The following is a 20,933-nucleotide window of genomic DNA, read 5'->3' as shown; positions in this document are numbered from 1 at the left end:
TCAGTCGCCGGTCTGGATCTGGCGGGTGCGCAGCAGGCGGCGCAGCGACTCCAGGCGTGAGGCGCCGGCCGGCCCGGCCCGCCCGCTCGCGACCCACGCGTCGAGGCCGCACTCCTCCTCGTCGTGGCTGCACCCCCGAGGGCACTCGTCGGTGCCCGCCTCGAGATCGGGGAAGTGGGTGATGATCCGCTCCGGGTCGACATGGGCCAGTCCGAACGAGCGGATGCCCGGCGTGTCGATGACCCAGCCGTCCCCGCCGGGCAGGCGCAGTGCCACGGCGGAGGTCGAGGTGTGGCGCCCGCGCCCCGTCACGACGTTGACGACGCCTATCGCGCGCAGGGCGTCGGGGACGAGGGCGTTGACGAGGGTGGACTTGCCCACCCCCGAGTGGCCGACGAGGACGCTGACGCGCCCGCGCAGGGCGTCACGCAGGCCCTCGAGCCCGTCGGTGCCGTCGGCGTCGGTGGTCGAGGTGACCACCGACGGCACCTCGAGCGGCGCGTAGCTGCGCAGGAAGGGCGCCGGGTCGGCCAGGTCGGCCTTGGTCAGCGCGAGCAGGGGCGACATGCCCGCGTCGTAGGCCGCGACGAGGCAGCGGTCGATGAGCCGCGGCCGGGGCTCGGGGTTGGCGAGGGCGGAGACGACGACCAGCTGGTCGGCGTTGGCCACGATGGCGCGCTCGACCGGGTCGGTGTCGTCGGCGCTGCGGCGCAGGAGGGTGCGCCGGGGGTGGACCCGCACGACGCGGGCGAGGGCATCCGGGCTGCCGGACACGTCGCCGACGAGGGCGACGTCGTCACCCACGACGATGCCCTTGCGGCCGAGCTCGCGGGCCCGCATCGCGGTGACGACACGCTCACCGTCGACACCGACCCCACCGTCGTCGGCGTCGCTGTCGTTGACGAGCACGGTGTAGCGACCGCGGTCGACGGCCGTGACCATCCCGGGCACGGCGTCGAGGTGCGCCGGGCGGTCCTTGGACCGGGGCCGGCTGTTGCGCTTGTTCGGACGGATCCGGGCGTCGGACTCGTCGTAGCTGCTCGTGGCCCTCGCCATCAGGCGGTGCGCTCCCGGGCGCCGTCGTGGCCGAGCAGGCCCGACCACAGCCCGACGAAGGTGGGCAGTGTCTTCGCGACCGTGTCGGGGTCCTCGACGACGAGCCCGGGGACCGCGAGGCCGAGCACGGCCCCGGCCATGACCATGCGGTGGTCGCCGTAGGTGTGGAACGTCGCGGGCGAGAGCGGACGCGGGGTGATGTGCAGGCCGTCCTCGGTCTCGGTCACCTCGGCGCCCAGGGCGCCGAGCTCCCGGGCCAGGGCGGCGAGGCGGTCGGTCTCGTGACCACGGATGTGGGCGACGCCTCGGATCCGGGACGGCCCGTCGGCGAGCGCGGCGAGGGCGGCGATGACCGGCGTCAGCTCGCTCGCGTCGTGGAGGTCGAGGTCGACCCCGCTGAAGCCGTCGGCGGCGCTCACCGTGAGCCCGTCGCGCGCCAGCCGGACCTCGGCCCCCATCTCGTCGAGGATGTCGCGAATCTCGTCACCGGCCTGGGTCGTGTGCTGCGGCCAGCCGGGGATGCGCACCCGCCCACCCGTGACGAGGGCCGCGGCCAGGAAGGGCGCGGCGTTCGAGAGGTCGGGCTCCACCTGGACGTCGAGCGGGTTGAGCGGGCCCGGCTCGACCCGCCACGTGTCGGGCTCGGAGTCGTCGAGGTCGGCTCCCGCGTCCCGCAGCGCCTCGACGGTCATGTCGATGTGCGGCTGGCTGGGGACGGGTCCGCCGCGGTGGCGGATCGTCACGCCCTCGTCGTAGTGCGCCCCCGAGAGCAGCAGCGCCGAGACGAACTGGGAGGACGCCGACGCATCCAGGGTGACCTCGCCGCCCCGGACCGACCCGGTAGCGCCCACCGTGAACGGCAGGGCGCCCCGACCGCCGTCGTCGACGGCGACGCCGAGGGCGCGCAGGGCCTCGACAGCGGGACCCATCGGTCGGGTGCGCGCGTGCGGGTCCCCGTCGAAGCGCACCGCCCCTCGTGCCATCGCCGCCAGGGGCGGGACGAAGCGCATGACCGTCCCGGCAAGGCCGCAGTCGATGTCGATGTCGCCGACCATGTCCGCGGGGGTGACGAGCCAGTCCTCGCCGTCGACGTCCTCGACCCCCGTGCCGAGGGCCCGCAGGGCGCCGGCCATGAGGAGGGTGTCGCGCGAGCGCAGGGGTGATCGCAGTCGCGAGACACCCGCCCCGCGCGCGGCGAGGACGAGGAAGCGGTTGGTCAGGGACTTGCTTCCGGGCAGGTCGACGGCCGCGTCGACCGGCCCGTCAGCGACGGGGGCGGTCCACTCAGGTGAGGGCATTCTTGGCCTGTGCCGCCTTGAGTCGTGCCTCGCGTCGCGCCGACCTGGTCGCGTGCCGCGCCTCGCGCTTCGTCGTCCGCGCCGTGCGCTGGACGCTCTCGCCCGCCCGGTGGGCGCGGTAGGCCAGGCTCGGGCGCCCGTCGGTGTCGACGGCGGCGAGAAGCAGGCCGCCGAGCAGACCGAGGTTCTTGAGGAACTGGATCTTCTGCTGGGCCCGGGTCTGCGGGTCGGTCTCGGTCCAGAACGGGTGTGCCGCGAGGGTCGTCGGCACGAGCGTGCCCGCCAGCACCGCCGAGGCGATGCGCGGGACGTGCCCGGTCGCGAGCAGGGCGCCACCGCCCACCATGGCGACGCCGTTGGCGCGCACGAGGAGCTCGGGGTCGTCGGGCAGGCCCGCCTGGGCGGCGCGGTCGAGCACCGGCCGGGCGGCCTTGGCCTTCGCGCCGGGGTGCTTGAGCTGGTCGAGGCCCCCGACGACGAACATGGCGGCAAGCATGGGACGGGCAACGCGACGCACGAGTGACATGCGTTCTCCTCACGGATCGGATCGGATCACGGACCTGCTCCTACCGTAGTTGCTGGGCCGCGGTCCGTGTCCGGGGTGGTCGACCGCTGCGTAGATTGGGACCCATGTGCGGGCGCTACGCGGCCACGGCCAACCCTGACGAGCTGACCCTGGAGTTCGAGGTCGACGACGATCGGAGCGCCGAGCCGGCGCGCAGCGTCCTCGTCAACCCGCAGTCGCCCCCGCCCGGCACCCCGGACCACAACATGGCCCCGACCAAGCAGGCGCCCGTCGTCCTCGCCCGCGCGCCCCGCGGGGAGGGCGACGCCGAGCCGCTGCGCCAGCTGCGCCTGCTCACGTGGGGGCTCGTCCCGAGCTGGTCCAAGGACCCGCGCTCCGGCGTGCGGATGATCAACGCGCGGGCCGAGTCGGTCCTGGAGAAGCCGGCCTACGCCAAGGCGGCCGGGCGTCGACGCTGCCTCGTGCCCGCGCGCGGCTGGTACGAGTGGCAGGCCTCCCCGACCGCCACGGACGCCAAGGGCAAGCCCCTCAAGCAGCCGTTCTTCACCTCACGGGCCGACGGCGCGACGTGCGCCTTCGCGGGGCTCTACGAGTTCTGGCGTGACCCGGCCGTGGCGGACGCCGAGGACCCGGCGGCGTGGCTCACGACCTTCACGATCATCACGACCGAGGCCGAGCCGGGACTGGACCGGATCCACGACCGCCAGCCACTGGTCCTCGACCGCGACGAATGGTCGGACTGGCTCGACCCCTCGCTCACTGACCCCGCGGCCGTCGCCGCACTGCTCGAGCCACGGCCACCGGGCCGCTTCACGGCACACCCCGTCTCCCGCGCGGTGAGCAGCAACCGGTCCAACGGCCCGCAGCTGCTCGAGCCGCTGCCGGAGTCGGAGCTGCACGGCGTCGTCGACCCGATGACAGGCGAGATCATCGGCGCCTCGTCGTGACGACGCGCCGGTTCCTCGAGGTGGCGACCCCGCTCGGTCCCGCGCACGCCCACGTCGTGCGTCCCGTCCGGGCCCGGGGGACGGTCGTGCTCACGCATGGGGCCGGCGGACGGCTCGGCGGTGTCGACCTCGACGCCGTGGCTGAGGGACTGGTCGACGCAGGCTGGGCGGTCGCGTCCGTCCAGCAGGCGTGGGGCGTGGCCGGACGGCGCATGCCGCCGCGTCCCGTCCCGCAGGACGAGGCCTGGCTGCCGGTGGTACTGGCCCTGCGCTCGGGCCGCACCCGCCTGCCCGGCCCGCTCGTGCTGTCCGGCAAGAGCAACGGCGCCCGGGTGAGCTGTCGGACCGCGGCCGCACTGGACGCCGACGGGGTCCTCTGCGTGTCCTTCCCCTTGCACCCACCCGGGAGACCCGAGGTCTCCCGGGCCGATGAGCTGCGCCTGCCTCGGACGGCGGGGATCCCGGTGCACGTCGTGCAGGGGGAGCGCGACCCCTTCGGCACCCCCGGCGAGGTGCGCGCGGAGCTGGACGACCCGGCATACGTCACTGCCGTCGACGGTGAGCACACGATCAGGGTCACCGGCCCGCTCGTCGCGGCCGCGCGGGCCTTCGTGGAGTCGCTCGGACAGCTGTGATGTCCACGGCCCCGCCGCAGGCCCCGGCGTCGTCCGGTCTTCCTGGGGCTTGCGCGCGAGGTGCTCGTCCACCGGTGTCGGGAATGGGTCTCCCCCGCCCCCTGTTGACATGGAGGTCCCCCACCGTGAACCGCCGGTGCCAGCCGTCCAGAGAGGTGTGCCCGTGCTCGTGCTGCACACGACGTCCCCCGCGGAGACGGGTCTAGGGTGGAGCGCGATGAGCACACCACAGACCACGTCCGACGAACCCGCAGTGGACGTCGCGACTGAGACACCCGCGCAGCGACAGGCCCGGTTCGAGGTCGAGGCGCTGCCGTTGCTGGACCAGCTCTACGCGGCGGCCCTGCGCACGACGCGCAACCCGGCCGACGCCGAGGACCTGCTGCAGGAGACGTACGCCAAGGCGTTCGCCGCGTTCCACCAGTACCGGCCGGGGACCAACCTGCGGGCGTGGATGTATCGCATCCTCACCAACACCTACATCAACACCTACCGCAAGAAGCAGCGGGAGCCCCAGCAGTCCGACGCCGCGGACGTCGAGGACTACCAGCTGGTGCGGGCCGAGTCCCACACGAGCTCGGGGCTGAAGTCCGCGGAGGCCCAGGCGCTCGACCACCTCCCCGACTCGGAGATCAAGCGCGCCCTGCAGCAGCTGCCCGAGGACTTCCGCATGGCGGTCTACCTCGCCGACGTCGAGGGGTTCGCCTACAAGGAGATCGCCGAGATCATGGGAACGCCCATCGGCACCGTGATGTCGCGTCTCCACCGGGGTCGACGTCAGCTCCGTGAGATGTTGACCGAGTATGCCGCCGAGCGCGGCTTCGGCAAGGAGGTCTCCTCGTGAACGAGCAGCACACCGATGGGCACGCCGAGGCGCGCGCCGACGCCCACTCCGGGTCCCACGCCGAGTGCTCCGAGGTCCTGCACCGGATCTACGAGTACCTCGACGGGGAGATGCAGCCCTCGGACGTGGCTCGCGTGGCCCAGCACCTCGAGGCCTGTGGGCCGTGCCTGCACGAGCACGACCTGGACCGGGCCGTGAAGGCGGCGGTGCGCCGCTCGAGCAGCGTGGGCGAGGTCTGTCCCGACCAGCTGCGCGTGCAGATCCGTCAGCGGATCACGATGGTGCGCCTCGAGCTCGACGGCTGACTTCAGGGGCGGACACGACGAAGGGACGACCACCGTGAGGCGGTCGTCCCTTCGTCACGTGCTGCGTGCTCAGGCGTTGGGCTTGCGGCCGTGGTTGGCCTTGTTGCCCTTGCGCGAGCGGCGCTTGCGGGCGCGCTTGCTCATGAGGACTCCTCGAGATCGGGGGTGTGAATCGTGACCACGTGCCGTGACGGTGCCGACGGCCTGACAGATCACATGTCCAGTACAGTGTCGCACACCCTCGTGACGTGCGAGGATGGAGTCAATCCAGATTCGGCCCGCCGGGCCGGGATCACCGAAAGGGTATTATCATGCGCGCTCTCCGCCTCGTCGTCGCTTCGCTCGCCATCGCCGCCCTCTCCGCCGTGGGTGCCTCGTCGGCCCAGGCCGAGAGCAAGGACAAGGGATCCGTCTCGGCGCAGGGCTGGAACTGGGCGCAGGGCTGGAACTGGTAGGCCCCGACGTCGCGGGCGCTCGCTCGACGCCATGGCGTCGGCCGCCGGGTTGATGCGAAAGCACGCCACCGACCTCTACATCGGCAGCGCCGTCCTTCTCTGGGCGGTGCTGTCGCTCATCTGTTTCTCGTTCCAGGGCTGGCCCACCGAGTGGGCCAGCCTCGGCGTGCTGGCCCTGCTCGGAGCGTTGACCTGGTGGCTGCCGACGAGCAGCGACGGTCGCAGCCACTTCACCGCTGACAACGTCGTGGTCCTCGCGGCGATCCCCGTCGTCGGCGTCCTCGGCGCCGGAATCGTCGGCCTGGTGATGACGGGTCTGACGACACGGCGCATCCCGATGCGCCGACGGGTCTTCAACATGGCGATGACCTCGGCGTCGGCCATGGTCGGCGGGCTGGCCTACGCGTGGGCCGGGGGGTCGTTCGACCCGGCGGCGCTCAGCGGCGCCGCCGACCTGACGTGGCACGTCGGGCTGCCCGTCGTCGTCGCCGACGTCGTCAACCTCGTCGTCAACGCGGTCCTGGTCGCGGGGGTCATCAGGGTCACGACCGGGGTGCCGGTGCGCCTGCAGCTCCGGGACATGTTCACCGGCTCGGGCCCGTCGCAGTTCGCCTACGGGATCATCGCGTTCCTCGTCGTCATCATGTGGCTGCCGGGCGACCTGGGTCCCGTCGCCATCCTCGTGGCGCTCGTCCCCCTCGCCGGCGCCCGGTGGGCCCTCCTCCAGTACGGCGAGGAACGGACGGCCCGCGAACGCGCCCTGGGCGCACTGGTCAGCGCCATCGAGACGCGCGCTCCGGAGCTGGAGGGCCACAGCGGGCGGGTCTCGGTGCTCGCCGCCGGCATGGCGCAGGACCTCGGCCTGGGGCCGAAGGAGGTGGCCGACATCCGGACCGCCGGTCTCCTCCACGACCTCGGGCGGGTCGTCGTCGCGCCCGGTCGCGAGGGCGAGGACGAGGTCACGAGCGCCCGGCTCCGCGGCGTGGCCATGCTCCAGGACCTTCCCTTCCTGCGCGGCGCCTCGTCCCTCATGGAGGAGGTCGCGCGCGCGGACCTCGACGACGCGCCGCCCTCCCTGGCCGCGGACCTCGTCCGGGTCGCGGACGAGTACGACCTCGTGCGCCATGGAGCCCATCCGGTCACCGCGCGGGACGCCTTCGAGGGGCTGCGCACGCTGCGCGGTGACGCCCAGGAGGAGCGGGTCTTCCAAGCCCTCTCGCGCGCCCTGCGCGACCAGGACCATGCCGACGCGGATGCCGAGGCGCCATGAGGGTGATTCCCCGCAGGGTCGAACGGCTGGTCGTGGGTCTCGCGGTCGCCACCGTCGTCGTCGCGCTGGCCACGGAGCACACGCAGCTGGCCGCTGCGCTCCGGCATCATGCGGTCCTCCTGGCGGCCTTCGCGGTCTCGATCGCGGCGGGGGAGATGCTGCGGGTCCGCATGCCGTCCGGACGCGTCGCGGCACCGGTGTCGTCGGGCTCGGCGATCGGCCTGGCCCTGCTGGGGCCGATGGACGGTCACGCCACCTTCGACGTGCCGGCGGGGGTCGTGACCCTCGTCGTCGCTGCCGCGCTCTGCCTCGGGCTGCTCGTGGGCCGGATGCTCGGACGGCCGTTCGAGTGGACGATCGTGGCGGTCCGCACGATCGGCGTGGGCGTGACGGCCGTCCTCTTCCGCAGCATCCCGATCGGCGGTGGCAGCGCCTGGACCTGGCTCGCGCAAGGGTTGCGCCCGCCCGCGGTGCTGGCCATCGCCATGATGCTCGTCGCTGCGGCGGGCCTCTATGCCGACCTGGCCCTGTCCGGCCTGGTTCGCGCCCGCCGGTCCGGTGTGCCCGTTTCCGGGGCCATCCGGCAGGAGCTCGAGGAGGCGCAGGCACTCACCTTCGGGGTGCTCGCCGCCGGCCCGCTCGTCGCCTTCCTCGCCCCCGTCATGGGCCTGCTCGCGCTGCCGCTGGGACTGCTCCCCATGATGCTGACCAACGTCGCGGTGCGCCGCTACGCCGCGAACCGGGCCACGTACCGACAGACCATCGCGACGCTGTCGCAGCTCACCGACGTGGCGGGCTACACGCCGACGGGACACGCGTCGCGGGTCGCCGAGCGCTCGGTGGCGGTCGCGCGAGCGATGGGTCTGCACGCCGACGAGGTGCGGGACCTCGAGTACGCGGCCCTGCTCCACGATCTCGGGCAGGTCGGGCTGCGGTCGCCGATCCCGGACGGTGCCACGGTGCTCGCCGCGCCGGACGACCAGCGCCGGATCGCCTCCGAAGGTGCGCGGATCGTGCGGCGGACCGAGGTCCTGGACCGGGTGGCCGACCTCATGGAACGCCAGGCGACGCCGTTCCGGCACGTGCGGGAGTGGGGGGAGGAGGTGCCCTTGGCCAGCCGGATCATCAAGGTCGCCAACGCCTTCGATGACTTCTCCCACGGCCGCACCGACCCGGCATCCGTCGAGGCCTCGCTGGAGCGCATCCACCTCGGCCTCGGCTACGAGTACGACCCCGAGGTGGTCGAGGCATTCATCCGCACGATCGGGACCCCCGGAGAAGGCTGAGCGGGCACTGACCGGGGTCAGGCGGCCTGGAAGGAGCGCTTGGCCAGGCCGATGGCGTAGCCGTCGATGGTCGTCGTCGGCGCCGCGGCGGGGTCGGCCGACGCCCCGAGGGTGACGAACAACGGCGTGAAGTGCTCGACGGTGGGGTGGGCGTAGGGCATGCCCGGCGCCAGGTCCCGAAACCCGGACAGCTCGTCGACGTCACCGCGCGCGAGCGCCTCGGCGGCCCAGAGGTCGAAGTCGGAGGACCAGCCCGGCACGTTCGACGGGTCGGACCAGTCGAGGTAGGGCAGACCGTGGGTCATGTAGCCGGACCCGATGACGAGCACCCCGGACTCGCGCAGCGACCGCAGCCGGCGCCCGAGGTCGAGGAGCCGCTCCGGCTGGTGGGTGGGCAGGCTCAGCTGGAGGACGGGGATGTCGGCGTCGGGGTACATGATCTTCAGCGGCACCCAGGCCCCGTGGTCGAGGCCGCGGCTGCGGTGCTCGTGGACCGGCTCGGTGTCCGGCATCAGGCGCGCGACCTGCTCCGCGAGCCCGGTCGCCGCCGGGGTGTCGTAGCGCATCTGGAAGTACATCGGGGCGAACCCGCCGAAGTCGTAGACCAGCTCGGTGGGCTCACTGCTGCTGATGCTCAGGGGCGCGGACTCCCAGTGCGCCGAGACGATGAGGATGGCCTTGGGCTTCGGCAGCGACCGGGCCCAGGTGTGCAGCTCGGTCATCCAGTCGGTCATCTCGAAGAGCATCGGGGCGCCGTGGCTGAGGTAGAGGCTCGGCAGCGGCCCGTGGTCGGGGGTCCAGAGCGCATGGGCACCGGCCCGCTCGGTCTCGGCAGCCCGGCGCAGGTGGACGGCGAACGGGTGGTCGGCGCGGATGCGGGCGTCGGCCGCGGCGGTCGTCGTCACGGCGCTCATGCGGACTCCTCGGCATCGACTGTGGCAGTGCGGACCCAGGCGACGACGAGCCCGGCGCGCTGCCCGAACGACTCGAGGTGGCGGCCGAGCACGTCCTCGACGGTCGCGAGCCCCCGCTCGTCCGTGCTGGTGGCGCGCAGGGTGAGGACGCCGTCGCCGACGGTGACCTCGGCGGTGGCGTCCCCGATGCGGGCGGTCGACGTCGCGCCGTGGGTCGTGAACTCGAGCTTGCGACCCAGGTGGGAGAGAAGCTGCTTGGCGTAGCGGGCGGGTGCGTCGGTGGCGACGTCGGCGCGCGCGGTGAGCAGGCGGTGCGGCATGGCGGGTCCGTTCGGGTCGGGTGGTGACGACGCCTCCACGCTATCCCAAAAAGGTTGAAGCAACAACTAAGACTCAGCCCTGGACGCGCCCGTCCCCACGACGCACGGACGCCGCCCCGGTCCCGCGGCCGGTGAGGGCTCGGGGAAACGGGGCGGCGTCCGGTCGACGACGGCGCGGGCCGAGGCCCGCGGTGGTCGTCAGGCCTGCTTGGTCTCCTTGAAGATCGCGTCGATCTCGTCGATCTTGGCGAGGAGCTCGTCGGCCTTGGCGGCGTCGAGCGTGCCCTTGGTGCCCGAGGCACCGGCGAGCTTGGTGGCCTCGTTGACGAGGGTGTGCAGCTGCGGGTACTTCTCGAAGTGCGGCGGCTTGAAGTAGTCGGTCCACAGCACCCAGAGGTGGTGCTTGACGAGCTCGGAGCGCTGCTCCTTGATGAGCACCGCCCGCGTGCGGAAGTCCGGGTCGTCGTTGTCGGCCACCTTGGCGATGATCGCCTTGATCGACTCGGCCTCGATGCGTGCCTGGGCGGGGTCGTAGACACCGCAGGGCAGGTCGCAGTGGGCGCTGACGTCGGTGACACGGAAGAGGGTGGGCAGGCGCATGAACGTCCCTTTCGTTGGGCGGGTGGTCGGCCACTGCCCAACCTACAACGCGACCGAGCGGCCCGGTCAGGGCGTCGGCCGGGCTCTCATCCGGCCGGGTCGGGGGGCGATGCGGCCGACGACGACGGCGAGGACGTCCTCACCGGGGACCGACCCGACGTCGAAGGAGGTCACCCCCTCTCGGGCGTTGTCGGAGTCGAGCCACCACCGGAGCGGGTCGTCCGGGTCACGACCGAGGATCCGCTTGACCGACACCGGTCGCGCGGCGCCGTGGGCGTCGTGCGGGAGCCGCACGACGGCGACGTCGCCGTCGCGGACGACGGCGCCCCACAGGGCGAGCAGGAGATCGCCCTCGCGCAGGGTCGGCTCCATCGACCGACCGCGCACCCGGACCACCCGGGGGCGGGGGAGCGGTCGTCGTCGCACGCGGCGATTGTGGCACGGCGCACGTCGCGTGCCGCGGACGCCGCGAGAGGCCGCGTGCGAGGATGACGAAGCGGCACACCTCCCGCTCCTGCCGTCCCACACCAGGGACTCGGCCCGTCGCTTCGACCTCGTCGGACGCGCCACCGTCTGTGACCCGGGAGTCCTGTCATGTCTGCGTCCTCGTCGTACCCGAGCTTCGACTTCGACGGCCCGGTGTTCCGGGCCCACGAGGGCGGCAAGCTCGCCGTACACGCCACGCAACCGCTCCGGGACCGGGACGACCTGTCCCTGCTCTACACCCCGGGCGTCGCGGACGTCTGCCGTGCCATCGCCGCGGACCCGAGTCTCTCCGCGCGCTACACGGGCAGGCGCAACACGGTGGCCGTCATCTCCGACGGGACCGCCGTCCTCGGCCTCGGCGACATCGGCCCGCTCGCGGCGATGCCGGTGATGGAGGGCAAGGCGGTCCTCTTCAAGCACTTCGCCGGGATCGACGCGGTCCCCGTGTGCATGGAGACCGGATCCGTCGACGAGCTCGTCGAGGCGATCGCTCGGCTGGCGCCGTCCTACGGGGGCATCAACCTCGAGGACATCTCCGCGCCCCGCTGCTTCGACATCGAGGCCCGGCTTAAGGAGCGCCTCGACATCCCCGTCTTCCACGACGACCAGCACGGCACGGCGATCGTCGTGCTCGCGGGGCTGCTCAACGCCGCCACGGTCGTCGGGCGGACCCTGCCCGACCTGCGGGTGGTCGTGGCCGGTGCCGGCGCCGCCGGCGTCGCGGTCACCGCCCTCCTCCAGCGGGCCGGTGTCCGCGACGTCGTCGTGTGCGACTCGCGCGGCATCATCTCGCCGTCACGCGCGGACCTCACCGGGCACAAGCACCGGATCGCGGCCTCCACCAACCCCCGGGGCCTCTCGGGCGCGCTCGCCTCGGCGCTCGTCGACGCGGACGTCTACATCGGCGTCTCCGGGGGGACGGTGCCCGAAGCGGACATCGCGCGGATGGCGCCCCGCTCGATCGTCTTCGCGCTCGCGAACCCCGACCCCGAGGTGCACCCCGACGTGGCCCACCGGCACGCGGCGGTCGTCGCCACGTGCCGGTCGGACTTCCCCAACCAGATCAACAACGTCCTCGCCTTCCCCGGGATCTTCCGTGGGGCCCTGGACTCGGGGGCGAGCCAGATCACCGAGGCGATGAAGCTCGCTGCGGCCTCCGCCATCGCGGCGCTGGTGCCCGAGCCCACCGCCGGGGAGATCGTGCCGAGCGTCTTCGCGCCGGGTGTCGCGGACGCGGTCGCCGAGGCGGTCGCCGCGCTGGCCTGACGGCTCAGGCGCGCACGGCATCGCCGATGCCGCGTATGCCGTCCGTGCCGATCCCGCAGCAGCCGCCGAGGTAGCGGGCCCCGAGCTCGTGCCAGCGGCGGACCGCCGCCCGGGGGAACTGAGCCGCCCCGTCCTCGGTCCACGTCTTGGCCCCGGCGTCGTAGGTCGCTCCCGCGTTGGGGTAGACGACGTACGGCACGCGCGCGTGCGCCGAGGCCAGCAGCTCCTCGACGTGCTGCGGCGCCGTGCAGTTCACCCCGACGGCGACGGCCGGACCGCCGACGACCGCGACCGCCTCGGCGAACGGTGCCCCCCCGGTGAGCCGGGCGTCGCCCGTGGCGGAGAAGGACACCCAGTAGGGCATCTCGGGCGCGAGCTCGGCCAGGAGGTCGACGACGACCTCGGCCTCGAGGAGCTCGGGGAGGGTCTCGACGGCGACGAGGTCGGGTCCGGCCGCGACGAGGCGCTCGAGCCGTCGCGCGTGGAAGTCCCGCAGCTCGCCCCGGCTCACTCCCGGGTAGCCCGTGTACTCGGACCCGTCGGCGAGGTGGGCGCCCCATGGGCCCACGGACGCCGCGACCCGGGCGCGGCCGTCCGCTCCCTCGCGCGCCAGCCGGACCGACGTCTCGAGGTCGGCGTCACACTGCTCGGCGGTGAGGCCGGCCCGCGCGTACCCGGCGTGGCTGGCCTGGTACGACGCGGTGATGACGACCTCCGCGCCGGCGTCGACGAACGAGCGGTGCGCGGCAACGACCTCGTCGGGGGCGTCCCGGAGCAGTCGCGCCGACCACAGCAGGCCGGACAGGTCGTGTCCCCGGGACTCGAGCGCGGTCGCGAACCCGCCGTCGAGGACGACGACCGGGGCGGGGCGCTCGTCGTTGCTCATCGACACATCGTCGCACCGGCCGCGGCCGGGTGTGGGAGCGCCGTGGGTAGGGTCGGTGCATGCTCGCCGCCTACGCCGTGTCGCAGTCCTCCACCGACCCGCTCTCGGGTCTCGAGGTGGGGGAGCGCCCCGACCCGCAGGCTCCGGAGGGCTGGGTCGTCGTCGACCTCGTCGCGTGCGCGCTCAACCACCACGACGTCTGGTCGCTGCGCGGCGTGGGCCTGCCCGCGGACCGCCTGCCGATGGTGCTGGGGTGCGACGGCGCGGGCCGCGACCCGGACGGCAACGAGGTCATCGTGCACGCCGTCATCCCCTCGGACGGCTGGCGCGGCGACGAGACCCTCGACCCCCGGCGCACGCTGCTCTCCGAGCTGCACGACGGCACGCTCGCGACGAAGGTCGCGGTACCACGCACCAACCTCGTGCCCAAGCCGGAGTCCCTGAGCTGGGAGCAGGCGGCCTGCCTCCCGACCGCCTGGCTCACGGCATACCGGATGCTCTTCAGCAACGCGGGGGTCCAGCCCGGGGGCACGGTCCTCGTCCAGGGTGCGGCCGGCGGGGTCGCGACGGCGCTGGTGCAGCTGGGCGCGGCCGCGGGCCTGCGGGTGTGGGTGACGAGCCGCGACGAGGCCAGGGGCCGGCAGGCGGTGGCGCTCGGCGCGGACCGGGCGTTCGCGTCCGGGGAGCGGCTGCCCGAGCGGGTCGACGCCGTGCTCGAGACGGTCGGGGCGGCGACGTGGTCGCACTCGGTCAACGCGCTGCGGCCCGGCGGGACGATCGTCATCTCGGGGGCGACCTCCGGTGACGCGCCCGCGAAGGCCGAGCTCACCAAGATCTTCTTCAAGCAGCTGCGCGTCGTCGGGTCGACGATGGGCACTGCCGACGAGCTCCAGCGGCTGGCGGCCTTCGTCGTCGGGCAGGGCATCGAGCCGCTCATCGACTCGGTCCTGCCGCTGGCGCAGGCCCGGGACGGGTTCGCGCGGATGGTCGACGGCCACGTGACCGGCAAGGTCGTCTTCACGACGTGAGCCGGCGCCCGCGGGTCAGATCCGGAGCCAGTCGTTCCAGCCGTTGTGCAGCACGAGCCAGGCGATGAGGCCGTAGCCGGCCTGCCCCGGGTGGTGACCGTCGTGGCTCGCGGCCAGCTCGGAGCGCCACTGGTCGTGGCCGAGCAGCGGCCGGAAGCAGTCGACGAAGGGCACCGAGCGGCGGGCGCAGACGTCGGCCTGCGACTCGACGAGGACCGCCAGCTTGTCGTTGAACGCCGGGTCGCTGCTCGGCGGCGGGCTGACGACGAACGACGAGACGCCCGTGCTCGCGGCCTCGTCGAGGATGTTGGCGAGGTTGAGCCGGTGCCGGGCGAGGGTGACCCCGGAGGCGATGTCGTTGGCGCCGACCTGGACGACGAGCCGCTTCTCGCCGCGGTCCTTCCACCGGGGCGGGCACTCGGTGTGCCAGCGGGCGAGCACGTCACCGCTGGTCTGCCCGCGCACCCCGAGGTTGTATGCCGTGAGCTCGAGGTCCGGGTGCGACGTGCGGCCGACGACCCGGGTGACCCAGCCCTGACCCTTGGGGTCGCCGACCCCGGCGACCATGGAGGCCCCGAGGAAGACGATCGCGACGTCGCGGGGCCCGTCGGCGTGGACGCTGAACTCGGCGCTCGGCCGGAACTCGAGGTCGCCGCCGTCACCCTCGTCGGAGGGGTGGGTGGGGCTGTGGGCGTTGCTCATCGGTCAGTCGTCCTCGTCGTCGAGCCGGGCCAGCCAGGTGGCGAGTCGCTCGACGGGGGTCTCGAAATCGGGGTGGAGGTCCACAAAGGTTCGCAGCTGTTCGGCGAGCCAGGCGAAGGTGACCTCTTCGTCGCCGCGCCGCGCCTCGAGCTCCTCGATCCCTCGGTCGGTGAAGTACACGACGAAACCCTAACGCGCGGCGCCCCACCGGTCGGTGACCGACGCCCGACAGCGCCCCACCTGCCTGCGGTCAGCGGGTGAAGGCCGCCGCGACGAGCTCGAGCTGCTCGCCCTGGTGCTTCTTCGACGATCCGGTCGCCGGCGACGCCGACGCCTTGCGCGAGAGCACGCGCAGCGGGCGCTGGACGTCGTGCTCGGCGAGGGCCGCGGGGAGGTTGAGCGCGAGGAAGGGCCAGGCGCCCTGGTTCTGCGGCTCGTCCTGGACGACGACGAGCTCGGCGTCGGGGTACTTGGCCAGCTCGTCCGCGATCTGCCTGCCGGGCAGCGGGTAGTACTGCTCCATCCGCAGGATCGCCGTCGACGTGTCGCCTCGCTTGGCCCGCTCGGCCTCGAGGTCGTGCACCACCTTTCCGGCGGCGAGGAGCACCCGGTCGACGGTGCCGCTCGTCGCGTCCGCGCGGTCGGGCAGGATCGGCCGGAACGTGCCGGTCGTGAAGTCCTCGGGCATGCTCGACGCGGCCTTGAGACGCAGCATCGACTTCGGGGTGAAGACGATGAGCGGGCGGCGCGGGCGGGCGTAGGCCTGTCGACGGAGCAGGTGGAAGTACGACGCCGGGCTCGACGGGTACGCGACGGTCATGTTGTCCTCGGCGCACATCTGCAGGAAGCGCTCGATCCGGGCCGACGAGTGGTCCGGACCCTGCCCCTCGTAGCCGTGGGGGAGGAGTAGCACGACCGAGCTGCGCTGGCCCCACTTCTGCTCCGAGCTGCTGATGAACTCGTCGATGATCGTCTGGGCGCCGTTGAAGAAGTCGCCGAACTGCGCCTCCCACAGCACGAGCGCGTCGGGGCGCTCCACCGAGTAGCCGTACTCGAAGCCCATCGCCGCGAACTCCGACAGCAGGGAGTCGTAGACCCAGAACCGGCCCTGGCCCTCGCCGAGGTAGAGCAGCGGGGTCCACTCCAGCGCGGTCTTCTTGTCGATGAGGACGGCGTGGCGCTGCACGAAGGTGCCGCGTCGGCTGTCCTGGCCGGCGAGACGCACCGGGGTCCCCTCCTTGAGGAGGGAGCCGAAGGCGAGGAGCTCGCCGGTCGCCCAGTCGATCCCGCCCTGGCTGACGCTCGCGACGCGCTTCTCGAGCATCTGCTGGAGCTTGGGGTGCACGGTGAACCCGTGCGGCGGGTTGGCGAACACCTCGCCGATCGCCTTGAGCTCCTCGGGGGAGATGGCGGTGTCGGAGGCGGAGCGGTCGGTGGCGTCCGCGGTCTGCGCGGTGGGCGGCTCGAGCCCGGTGTGGCCCTCGACGTCGGTGCCGGTGTAGTTGTCGTCGGCGGCCCGGGCGGCCTCCGCGTCGTTGGCCTTGAGGGCCTCCTTGGTCTCGACGAAGACCCGCTCGAGCTGCTGCTGGTAGTCGCGCAGCGCGGCCTCGGCGTCCTCGACCGTGATGTCGCCGCGCCCGATGAGGGACTCGGTGTAGAGCTTGCGGACGCTGCGCTTGGCCTCGATGAGGTGGTACATCAGCGGCTGGGTCATCGAGGGGTCGTCACCCTCGTTGTGACCGCGGCGGCGGTAGCAGACCATGTCGATGACGACGTCCTTGGTGAACTCCTGACGGAAGTCGTAGGCGAGCTCCGCGACGCGCACGCACGCCTCGGGGTCGTCGCCGTTGACGTGGAAGATCGGCGCCTGGATCATCCGGGCCACGTCGGTGGAGTACGTCGAGGAGCGCGACGAGCTCGGCGAGGTCGTGAAGCCGACCTGGTTGTTGATGACGACGTGGACGGTCCCGCCGGTGCGGTAGCCGCGCAGCTGCGAGAGGTTGAGCGTCTCGGCCACGACGCCCTGGCCCGCGAAGGCCGCGTCACCGTGGAGGAGGACCGGGAGGACGGTGAAGCCCTCGCCGGCGAGGTCGAGGCGGTCCTGCTTGGCGCGCACGATGCCCTCGAGCACCGGGTTGACCGCCTCGAGGTGCGACGGGTTGGCCGCGAGGTAGACCTTGGTGGTCGCGCCGCCCTCGGCGGTGAAGGTCCCCTCGGTGCCGAGGTGGTACTTGACGTCCCCGGAGCCCTGCACCGAGCGCGGGTCCTGCTTGCCCTCGAACTCGCGGAAGATCTGGCCGTAGGACTTGCCCGCGATGTTGGCGAGGACGTTGAGGCGTCCGCGGTGCGGCATCCCGATGCAGACCTCGTCGAGGTCGTCCTCGGCGGCACGCGACAGCACGCGGTCGAGCAGCGCGATGACGGACTCGCCGCCCTCGAGGGAGAAGCGCTTCTGACCGACGAACTTCGTCTGGAGGAACGTCTCGAACGCCTCGGCGGCGTTGAGCTTGCGCAGGATCCGGAGCTGCTCCTCGCGGGTCGTCTTGGCGTAGCCGACCTCGATCCGGGACTGGATCCACTCGCGCTGCTCGGGGTCCTGGATGTGCATGTACTCGACGCCGATGGTGCGGCAGTAGCTGTCCCGCAGGATGCCGAGGATCTTGCGCAGCTTGAGGAACGGCTCTCCGCCGAAGCCGCCCGTGGCGAAGAAGCGGTCGAGGTCCCACAGCGTGAGGCCGTGGTTCGTGACGTCGAGGTCCTGGTGGCTGCGCTGCTTGTACTCGAGTGGGTCGGTGTCGGCCATGAGGTGGCCGCGCACGCGGTAGGCGTGGATGAGCTCCTGGACCCGGGCGACCTTGTTGATGTCGTCGTCGTGCGAGGCGGAGATGTCCTGGACCCAGCGCACCGGCTCGTAGGGGATGCGCAGGCTCTCGAAGATCTCGTCGTAGAAGCCGTTCTCACCGAGCAGGAGCTGGTGGATGACGCGGAGGAACTCACCGGACTGGGCACCCTGGATGATGCGGTGGTCGTAGGTGCTCGTCAGCGTCATGATCTTCGAGACGGCGTTGCGGTTGAGCGTCTCGTCGCTCGCGCCCTGCCACTCGGCGGGGTAGTCCATCGCGCCGACGCCGATGATCGTGCCCTGGCCGGCCATGAGTCGCGGCACGGAGTGCACGGTGCCGATCCCGCCCGGGTTGGTCAGCGAGATCGACGTGCCCTGGAAGTCCTCCACGGTGAGCTTGCCACCGCGCGCCTTCTTGACCATCTCCTCGTATGCCGTCCAGAAGTGCGCGAAGTCCATCGTCTCGGCCGCCTTGATGGACGGGACGAGCAGGCTGCGCGAGCCGTCCGGCTTCTCGAGGTCGATCGCGAGACCGAAGTTGACGTGCGCCGGGGTCACGAGGACCGGCTTGCCCTTCTCGTCGGTCGAGTAGCCGTTGTTCATGGCCGGCATCGAGCCGAGCGCCTTGACGACGGCGAAGCCGATGAGGTGGGTGAAGCTCACCTTGCCGCCACGCGAGCGGGCGAGGTGGTTGTTGATGACGATCCGGTTGTCGACGAGGAGCTTGGCCGGGATGGCGCGCACGCTCGTCGCGGTGGGCACCGTGAGCGAGGCCTCCATGTTGGCGACGACCCGGGCGCTCGCCCCGCGGATGGGGGTGGTCTCGGGCTGGTTGACCGTCCCCTCGGACCTGGGCGCCCCCGCCTCGCGCGTCTTGGGCTCGCCCGACGCGGCGGTGGCGGTGGTCTCGGCCCTGGCGGCGGGAGCGGGCGTCTTGGCAGCGGGAGCGGGCGCCTTGGCCGCGGGCTGGCTCTTCGGGGCGTCACCCTTCGGCGCGTCGGCCCGGGGTGCCGGGGATGCCGCCGTCGTCCGGGGCGGTGCCGGCCGGGCCGAGGCCGAGGTCGTGGGCTGCGTGCCGGACCCGGTCGCGGGTGCCGGTGCGGGAGCCGCGGGCGCCCCGTTGCCGCCCCCGGGGTGACCGGCCGCCGGGTCGTAGTCCGCGAAGAAGTCCCACCACGCCTTGTCGACCGAGTTCTTGTCCGTCTGGTACTGCTCGAACAGCTCGTCCACCAGCCACTCGTTGGGTCCGAATGCGGTCAGGGGGTCCTGGGATGCGGGCTGGTCAGGCACGGCGGATACGCCTCTTTCTGCGTGTCGACATCGACGTTCACGTGTCCGACCAGCCTATCCCTCCGGGGTGGTCGAGCGAGCGTCGGCCCGCCCCGTCGCGTGGCGCGCGGAGGACCTAGGAGATGTCCTGACGCACGGTCCGCCAGGTGCCGATCGCCGTGAGCAGTGCGGCATACGCAGCGAGCACGAGGGCGGCGGCCCACCAGGTGAGGGGCTGCACGGCGTTGTCCCCGCCCTGGGTGACTCCGCTGACCATGGCGCCGGTGGCCTGGCTCGGCATGAACTTGGCCACGTGCTCCTGGCCGAAGTCCCAGAAGGTCAGCGCGAAGCCGGCCAGCGGCTCCACGATCTGGGCGACGCCGATGGCGATGAGCAGGGCGGCGACCTGGTTGGGGATGAGGATGCCGACCCCGAGGCCGATGAGAGCCCACAGGCCGAGGACGAGCAGGCTCAGCGCCAGCGCACGCAGGACCTCCGTGCTCGGGAAGGGGTCGAAGCCGCGCGCCTGCAGGACGATGGCTCCGGCGACGACCGAACCGACGAGCGAGATGAGCCCGTAGAGCGCGCCGATGCCGAGCAGCGAGACGATCTTGGCGGCCATGACGCGTGCGCGCCTGGGCGTGCTGAGGAACGTGCTCGTGATGGTCTTGTGGCGGTACTCGGAGCCGATCTGCATGATGCCGATGACGAGTGTGAGCGTGTACCCGATGGTCAGGCCCGAGGTGTAGACGCTGTTGGCGATCTGGAGCGGGGTGCCGGTCGGCTGGCCTGCGTCGATCGACTCCTGGGTCGGCGGGATGGTGAGCAGGAAGCCGAAGAGCACGGCGAACAGCGCCGCGGCGATGACCATGGCGATGGCCATGCCCCACCAGAGGCGGGTGGTGAAGAACTTCCGGAACTCCGACGTGATCGCGGCAACCATCAGTCGTTCGCTCCTTCCCGGCCGGTGATGGCATCTCGTTCGATCGGCGGTCGTGGCACGGAGGACCCGTCGCCGAGGTTGCGGTTGGTGCCCTCGGTGAGCTCGAAGAAGAGCGCCTCGAGGTCGGCCTTGCGGGCGCGCAGCTCCCAGACCGGGAGCCCGGCGCGCAGCGCCACGTCACCGACGAGGCGCAGGTCGGTGGTCTCGGCGACGACCGCGCCGTCGCTGCCGGGCGTGGCCATGACGTCGGCCACCCGCAGCGCCCCCGCGAGCCGGTCCGGGTCGGAGGTGCGCACGATCGTCGACGGCGCACCGCGCAGGTCGGACATGGCACCCGACCGGACGAGCCGGCCGTTGGCGATGATGACGACGTCGTCGACCGTCTGCTCGACCTCCTGCAGCTGGTGGCTCGAGACGAGGATCGTCTTGCCCTCCTCGCTGAGGTGGCGCAGGAAGCCGCGCAGCCACCGGATGCCCTCGGGGTCGAGACCGTTCGACGGCTCGTCGAGGAGCAGGACCCGGGGGTCGCCGAGCAGCGCCGCGGCGAGGCCGAGGCGCTGCCGCATCCCCATCGAGTACTCGCCGGCGCGCTTGCGCGCGGCAGCCGGTATGCCGGTGAGCTCTAGCAGCTCGTCCACGCGCTTGTCGGGGAGGCCGCCTGCGGCGGCGAGCACCCGCAGGTGGTCACGACCACTGCGGCCGGGGTGGAAGTTCGTGGCCTCGAGCGCGGACCCCACCATGGCCATGGGCCGGTCGAGGTCGCGGTAGTCGCTCCCGTCGATCGTCGCCGTGCCCGAGGTGGCGTGCACGAGCCCGAGCAGCATCCGCAGCGTCGTCGTCTTGCCGGCGCCGTTCGGGCCGAGGAACCCGGTGATCCGCCCCGGCTCGACCTCGAAGCTCAGCCGGTCGACGGCCGTGAAGCTGCCGAAGGTCTTGGTGAGGTCGCGCACCTCTATCCGTGCGCCGTCGGTCCGCTGTGCCGTCGTGGTCATCGTGGACCGCCCCCGTGGTCGTGTGTCGCCATGGCTGCAGTGTTGCAGGCCGGTGCGGCCGTG

General features: G+C 72.4%; 23 protein-coding genes. 9 read left to right on the top strand and 14 right to left on the bottom strand.

From position 1 onward, the window contains the following. From rsgA to AC3EU2_RS02580, 3 genes are read right to left on the bottom strand one after another with little or no spacing between them, the layout of a single operon-like run. The gene (rsgA, locus tag AC3EU2_RS02590) at nt 1-1,056 is read right to left on the bottom strand and encodes a ribosome small subunit-dependent GTPase A (RefSeq protein ID WP_488178185.1); all 1,056 of its coding nucleotides are present in this window, start codon (nt 1,054-1,056) and stop codon (nt 1-3) included. Beyond that, the gene (gene aroA, locus AC3EU2_RS02585; protein WP_488178184.1) at nt 1,056-2,354 is read right to left on the bottom strand and encodes a 3-phosphoshikimate 1-carboxyvinyltransferase; all 1,299 of its coding nucleotides are present in this window, start codon (nt 2,352-2,354) and stop codon (nt 1,056-1,058) included. The genes rsgA and aroA overlap by 1 nt, the downstream gene beginning before the upstream one ends. Then, the gene (locus tag AC3EU2_RS02580) at nt 2,341-2,880 is read right to left on the bottom strand and encodes a DoxX family protein (RefSeq protein ID WP_488178183.1); all 540 of its coding nucleotides are present in this window, start codon (nt 2,878-2,880) and stop codon (nt 2,341-2,343) included. The genes aroA and AC3EU2_RS02580 overlap by 14 nt, the downstream gene beginning before the upstream one ends. A 104-nt stretch (nt 2,881-2,984) precedes the next feature. On the opposite strand from AC3EU2_RS02580, the gene AC3EU2_RS02575 reads away from it, so the two are divergent. The 4 genes from AC3EU2_RS02575 to rsrA all read left to right on the top strand — a co-directional run bounded on the left by AC3EU2_RS02575 (nt 2,985) and on the right by rsrA (nt 5,611). After that, the gene (locus AC3EU2_RS02575; protein ID WP_488178182.1) at nt 2,985-3,827 is read left to right on the top strand and encodes an SOS response-associated peptidase; all 843 of its coding nucleotides are present in this window, start codon (nt 2,985-2,987) and stop codon (nt 3,825-3,827) included. Further along, nucleotides 3,824-4,462 (top strand): alpha/beta hydrolase family protein, encoded by a 639-nt coding sequence (locus AC3EU2_RS02570; RefSeq protein ID WP_488178181.1) that lies wholly within the window; start codon nt 3,824-3,826, stop codon nt 4,460-4,462. Before AC3EU2_RS02575 ends, AC3EU2_RS02570 begins: the two co-directional genes overlap by 4 nt. 217 nt (nt 4,463-4,679) lie before the next feature. Continuing rightward, nucleotides 4,680-5,306, top strand: a complete 627-nt coding sequence (locus AC3EU2_RS02565; protein ID WP_488178180.1) for a sigma-70 family RNA polymerase sigma factor — start codon at nt 4,680-4,682, stop codon at nt 5,304-5,306. After that, the gene (gene rsrA, locus AC3EU2_RS02560) at nt 5,303-5,611 is read left to right on the top strand and encodes a mycothiol system anti-sigma-R factor (RefSeq protein ID WP_488178179.1); all 309 of its coding nucleotides are present in this window, start codon (nt 5,303-5,305) and stop codon (nt 5,609-5,611) included. Before AC3EU2_RS02565 ends, rsrA begins: the two co-directional genes overlap by 4 nt. Before the next feature lie 69 nt (nt 5,612-5,680). On the opposite strand, the gene AC3EU2_RS02555 is transcribed toward rsrA, so the two are convergent. Continuing rightward, entirely contained in the window at nt 5,681-5,755 is a 75-nt protein-coding gene (locus AC3EU2_RS02555) for a 50S ribosomal protein bL37 (protein ID WP_009775747.1), read from the bottom strand. A 167-nt stretch (nt 5,756-5,922) separates the two neighbouring features. Here AC3EU2_RS02555 and AC3EU2_RS02550 point away from each other — a divergent pair, with 167 nt between their 5' ends. Genes AC3EU2_RS02550 through AC3EU2_RS02540 form a run of 3 tightly spaced genes read left to right on the top strand, consistent with a single transcriptional unit; the run spans nt 5,923 to nt 8,622 of the window. Next, nucleotides 5,923-6,066 (top strand): hypothetical protein, encoded by a 144-nt coding sequence (locus tag AC3EU2_RS02550; protein WP_488178178.1) that lies wholly within the window; start codon nt 5,923-5,925, stop codon nt 6,064-6,066. 31 nt (nt 6,067-6,097) lie between these two features. Further along, the gene (locus tag AC3EU2_RS02545) at nt 6,098-7,336 is read left to right on the top strand and encodes an HD-GYP domain-containing protein (RefSeq protein ID WP_488178177.1); all 1,239 of its coding nucleotides are present in this window, start codon (nt 6,098-6,100) and stop codon (nt 7,334-7,336) included. Further along, a complete protein-coding gene (locus AC3EU2_RS02540; protein WP_488178176.1) occupies nt 7,333-8,622 on the top strand; it encodes an HD-GYP domain-containing protein in 1,290 nt (429 codons plus the stop codon). Before AC3EU2_RS02545 ends, AC3EU2_RS02540 begins: the two co-directional genes overlap by 4 nt. Before the next feature lie 17 nt (nt 8,623-8,639). Here the strand turns inward: AC3EU2_RS02540 and AC3EU2_RS02535 are convergent, their stop codons facing one another. The 4 genes from AC3EU2_RS02535 to AC3EU2_RS02520 all read right to left on the bottom strand — a co-directional run bounded on the left by AC3EU2_RS02535 (nt 8,640) and on the right by AC3EU2_RS02520 (nt 10,882). Beyond that, a complete protein-coding gene (locus AC3EU2_RS02535) occupies nt 8,640-9,536 on the bottom strand; it encodes a dioxygenase family protein (protein WP_488178175.1) in 897 nt (298 codons plus the stop codon). Then, complete coding sequence (locus AC3EU2_RS02530; RefSeq protein ID WP_488178174.1) at nt 9,533-9,856, bottom strand: DUF2218 domain-containing protein; 324 nt, start codon at nt 9,854-9,856, stop codon at nt 9,533-9,535. Before AC3EU2_RS02530 ends, AC3EU2_RS02535 begins: the two co-directional genes overlap by 4 nt. 198 nt (nt 9,857-10,054) lie before the next feature. Continuing rightward, nucleotides 10,055-10,456, bottom strand: coding sequence for a superoxide dismutase, Ni (gene sodN, locus AC3EU2_RS02525; protein WP_035936570.1), 402 nt, complete (start codon nt 10,454-10,456; stop codon nt 10,055-10,057). A gap of 66 nt (nt 10,457-10,522) precedes the next feature. Next, nucleotides 10,523-10,882, bottom strand: coding sequence for a S24/S26 family peptidase (locus AC3EU2_RS02520; RefSeq protein WP_488178173.1), 360 nt, complete (start codon nt 10,880-10,882; stop codon nt 10,523-10,525). A gap of 168 nt (nt 10,883-11,050) precedes the next feature. Here AC3EU2_RS02520 and AC3EU2_RS02515 point away from each other — a divergent pair, with 168 nt between their 5' ends. Next, nucleotides 11,051-12,208 carry an NAD(P)-dependent malic enzyme gene (locus AC3EU2_RS02515; protein ID WP_488178172.1) on the top strand — a complete coding sequence of 386 codons (1,158 nt, stop codon included), beginning with the start codon at nt 11,051-11,053 and terminating at the stop codon, nt 12,206-12,208. 4 nt (nt 12,209-12,212) lie between these two features. Here the strand turns inward: AC3EU2_RS02515 and mmuM are convergent, their stop codons facing one another. Then, entirely contained in the window at nt 12,213-13,094 is an 882-nt protein-coding gene (gene mmuM, locus AC3EU2_RS02510; RefSeq protein WP_488178171.1) for a homocysteine S-methyltransferase, read from the bottom strand. Between the two features lie 59 nt (nt 13,095-13,153). Here mmuM and AC3EU2_RS02505 point away from each other — a divergent pair, with 59 nt between their 5' ends. After that, nucleotides 13,154-14,122 (top strand): zinc-binding dehydrogenase, encoded by a 969-nt coding sequence (locus tag AC3EU2_RS02505; RefSeq protein ID WP_488178170.1) that lies wholly within the window; start codon nt 13,154-13,156, stop codon nt 14,120-14,122. Nucleotides 14,123-14,137: 15 nt separating this feature from the next. Here AC3EU2_RS02505 and AC3EU2_RS02500 read toward each other — a convergent pair whose 3' ends face one another. From AC3EU2_RS02500 to AC3EU2_RS02480, 5 genes are all read right to left on the bottom strand, one after another. Beyond that, on the bottom strand, nt 14,138-14,824 hold the full coding sequence (locus AC3EU2_RS02500; RefSeq protein WP_488178169.1) for a GDSL-type esterase/lipase family protein: 687 nt from the start codon (nt 14,822-14,824) through the stop codon (nt 14,138-14,140). Between the two features lie 3 nt (nt 14,825-14,827). Then, nucleotides 14,828-15,004, bottom strand: a complete 177-nt coding sequence (locus AC3EU2_RS02495) for a DUF6104 family protein (RefSeq protein WP_169744237.1) — start codon at nt 15,002-15,004, stop codon at nt 14,828-14,830. A 70-nt stretch (nt 15,005-15,074) separates the two neighbouring features. After that, nucleotides 15,075-18,956, bottom strand: coding sequence for a multifunctional oxoglutarate decarboxylase/oxoglutarate dehydrogenase thiamine pyrophosphate-binding subunit/dihydrolipoyllysine-residue succinyltransferase subunit (locus AC3EU2_RS02490; protein WP_488178168.1), 3,882 nt, complete (start codon nt 18,954-18,956; stop codon nt 15,075-15,077). Between the two features lie 115 nt (nt 18,957-19,071). Then, entirely contained in the window at nt 19,072-19,878 is an 807-nt protein-coding gene (locus AC3EU2_RS02485) for an ABC transporter permease (protein WP_488178167.1), read from the bottom strand. Continuing rightward, nucleotides 19,878-20,870, bottom strand: a complete 993-nt coding sequence (locus AC3EU2_RS02480; protein WP_488178166.1) for an ABC transporter ATP-binding protein — start codon at nt 20,868-20,870, stop codon at nt 19,878-19,880. The genes AC3EU2_RS02485 and AC3EU2_RS02480 overlap by 1 nt, the downstream gene beginning before the upstream one ends. Nucleotides 20,871-20,933: the final 63 nt, after the last annotated feature.

The organism is Knoellia sp. B-D-2 (assembly GCF_057714695.1).
The sequence above is the reverse complement of the archived record's forward strand: the minus strand, read 5'-3'. Positions and strand labels throughout refer to the sequence as shown.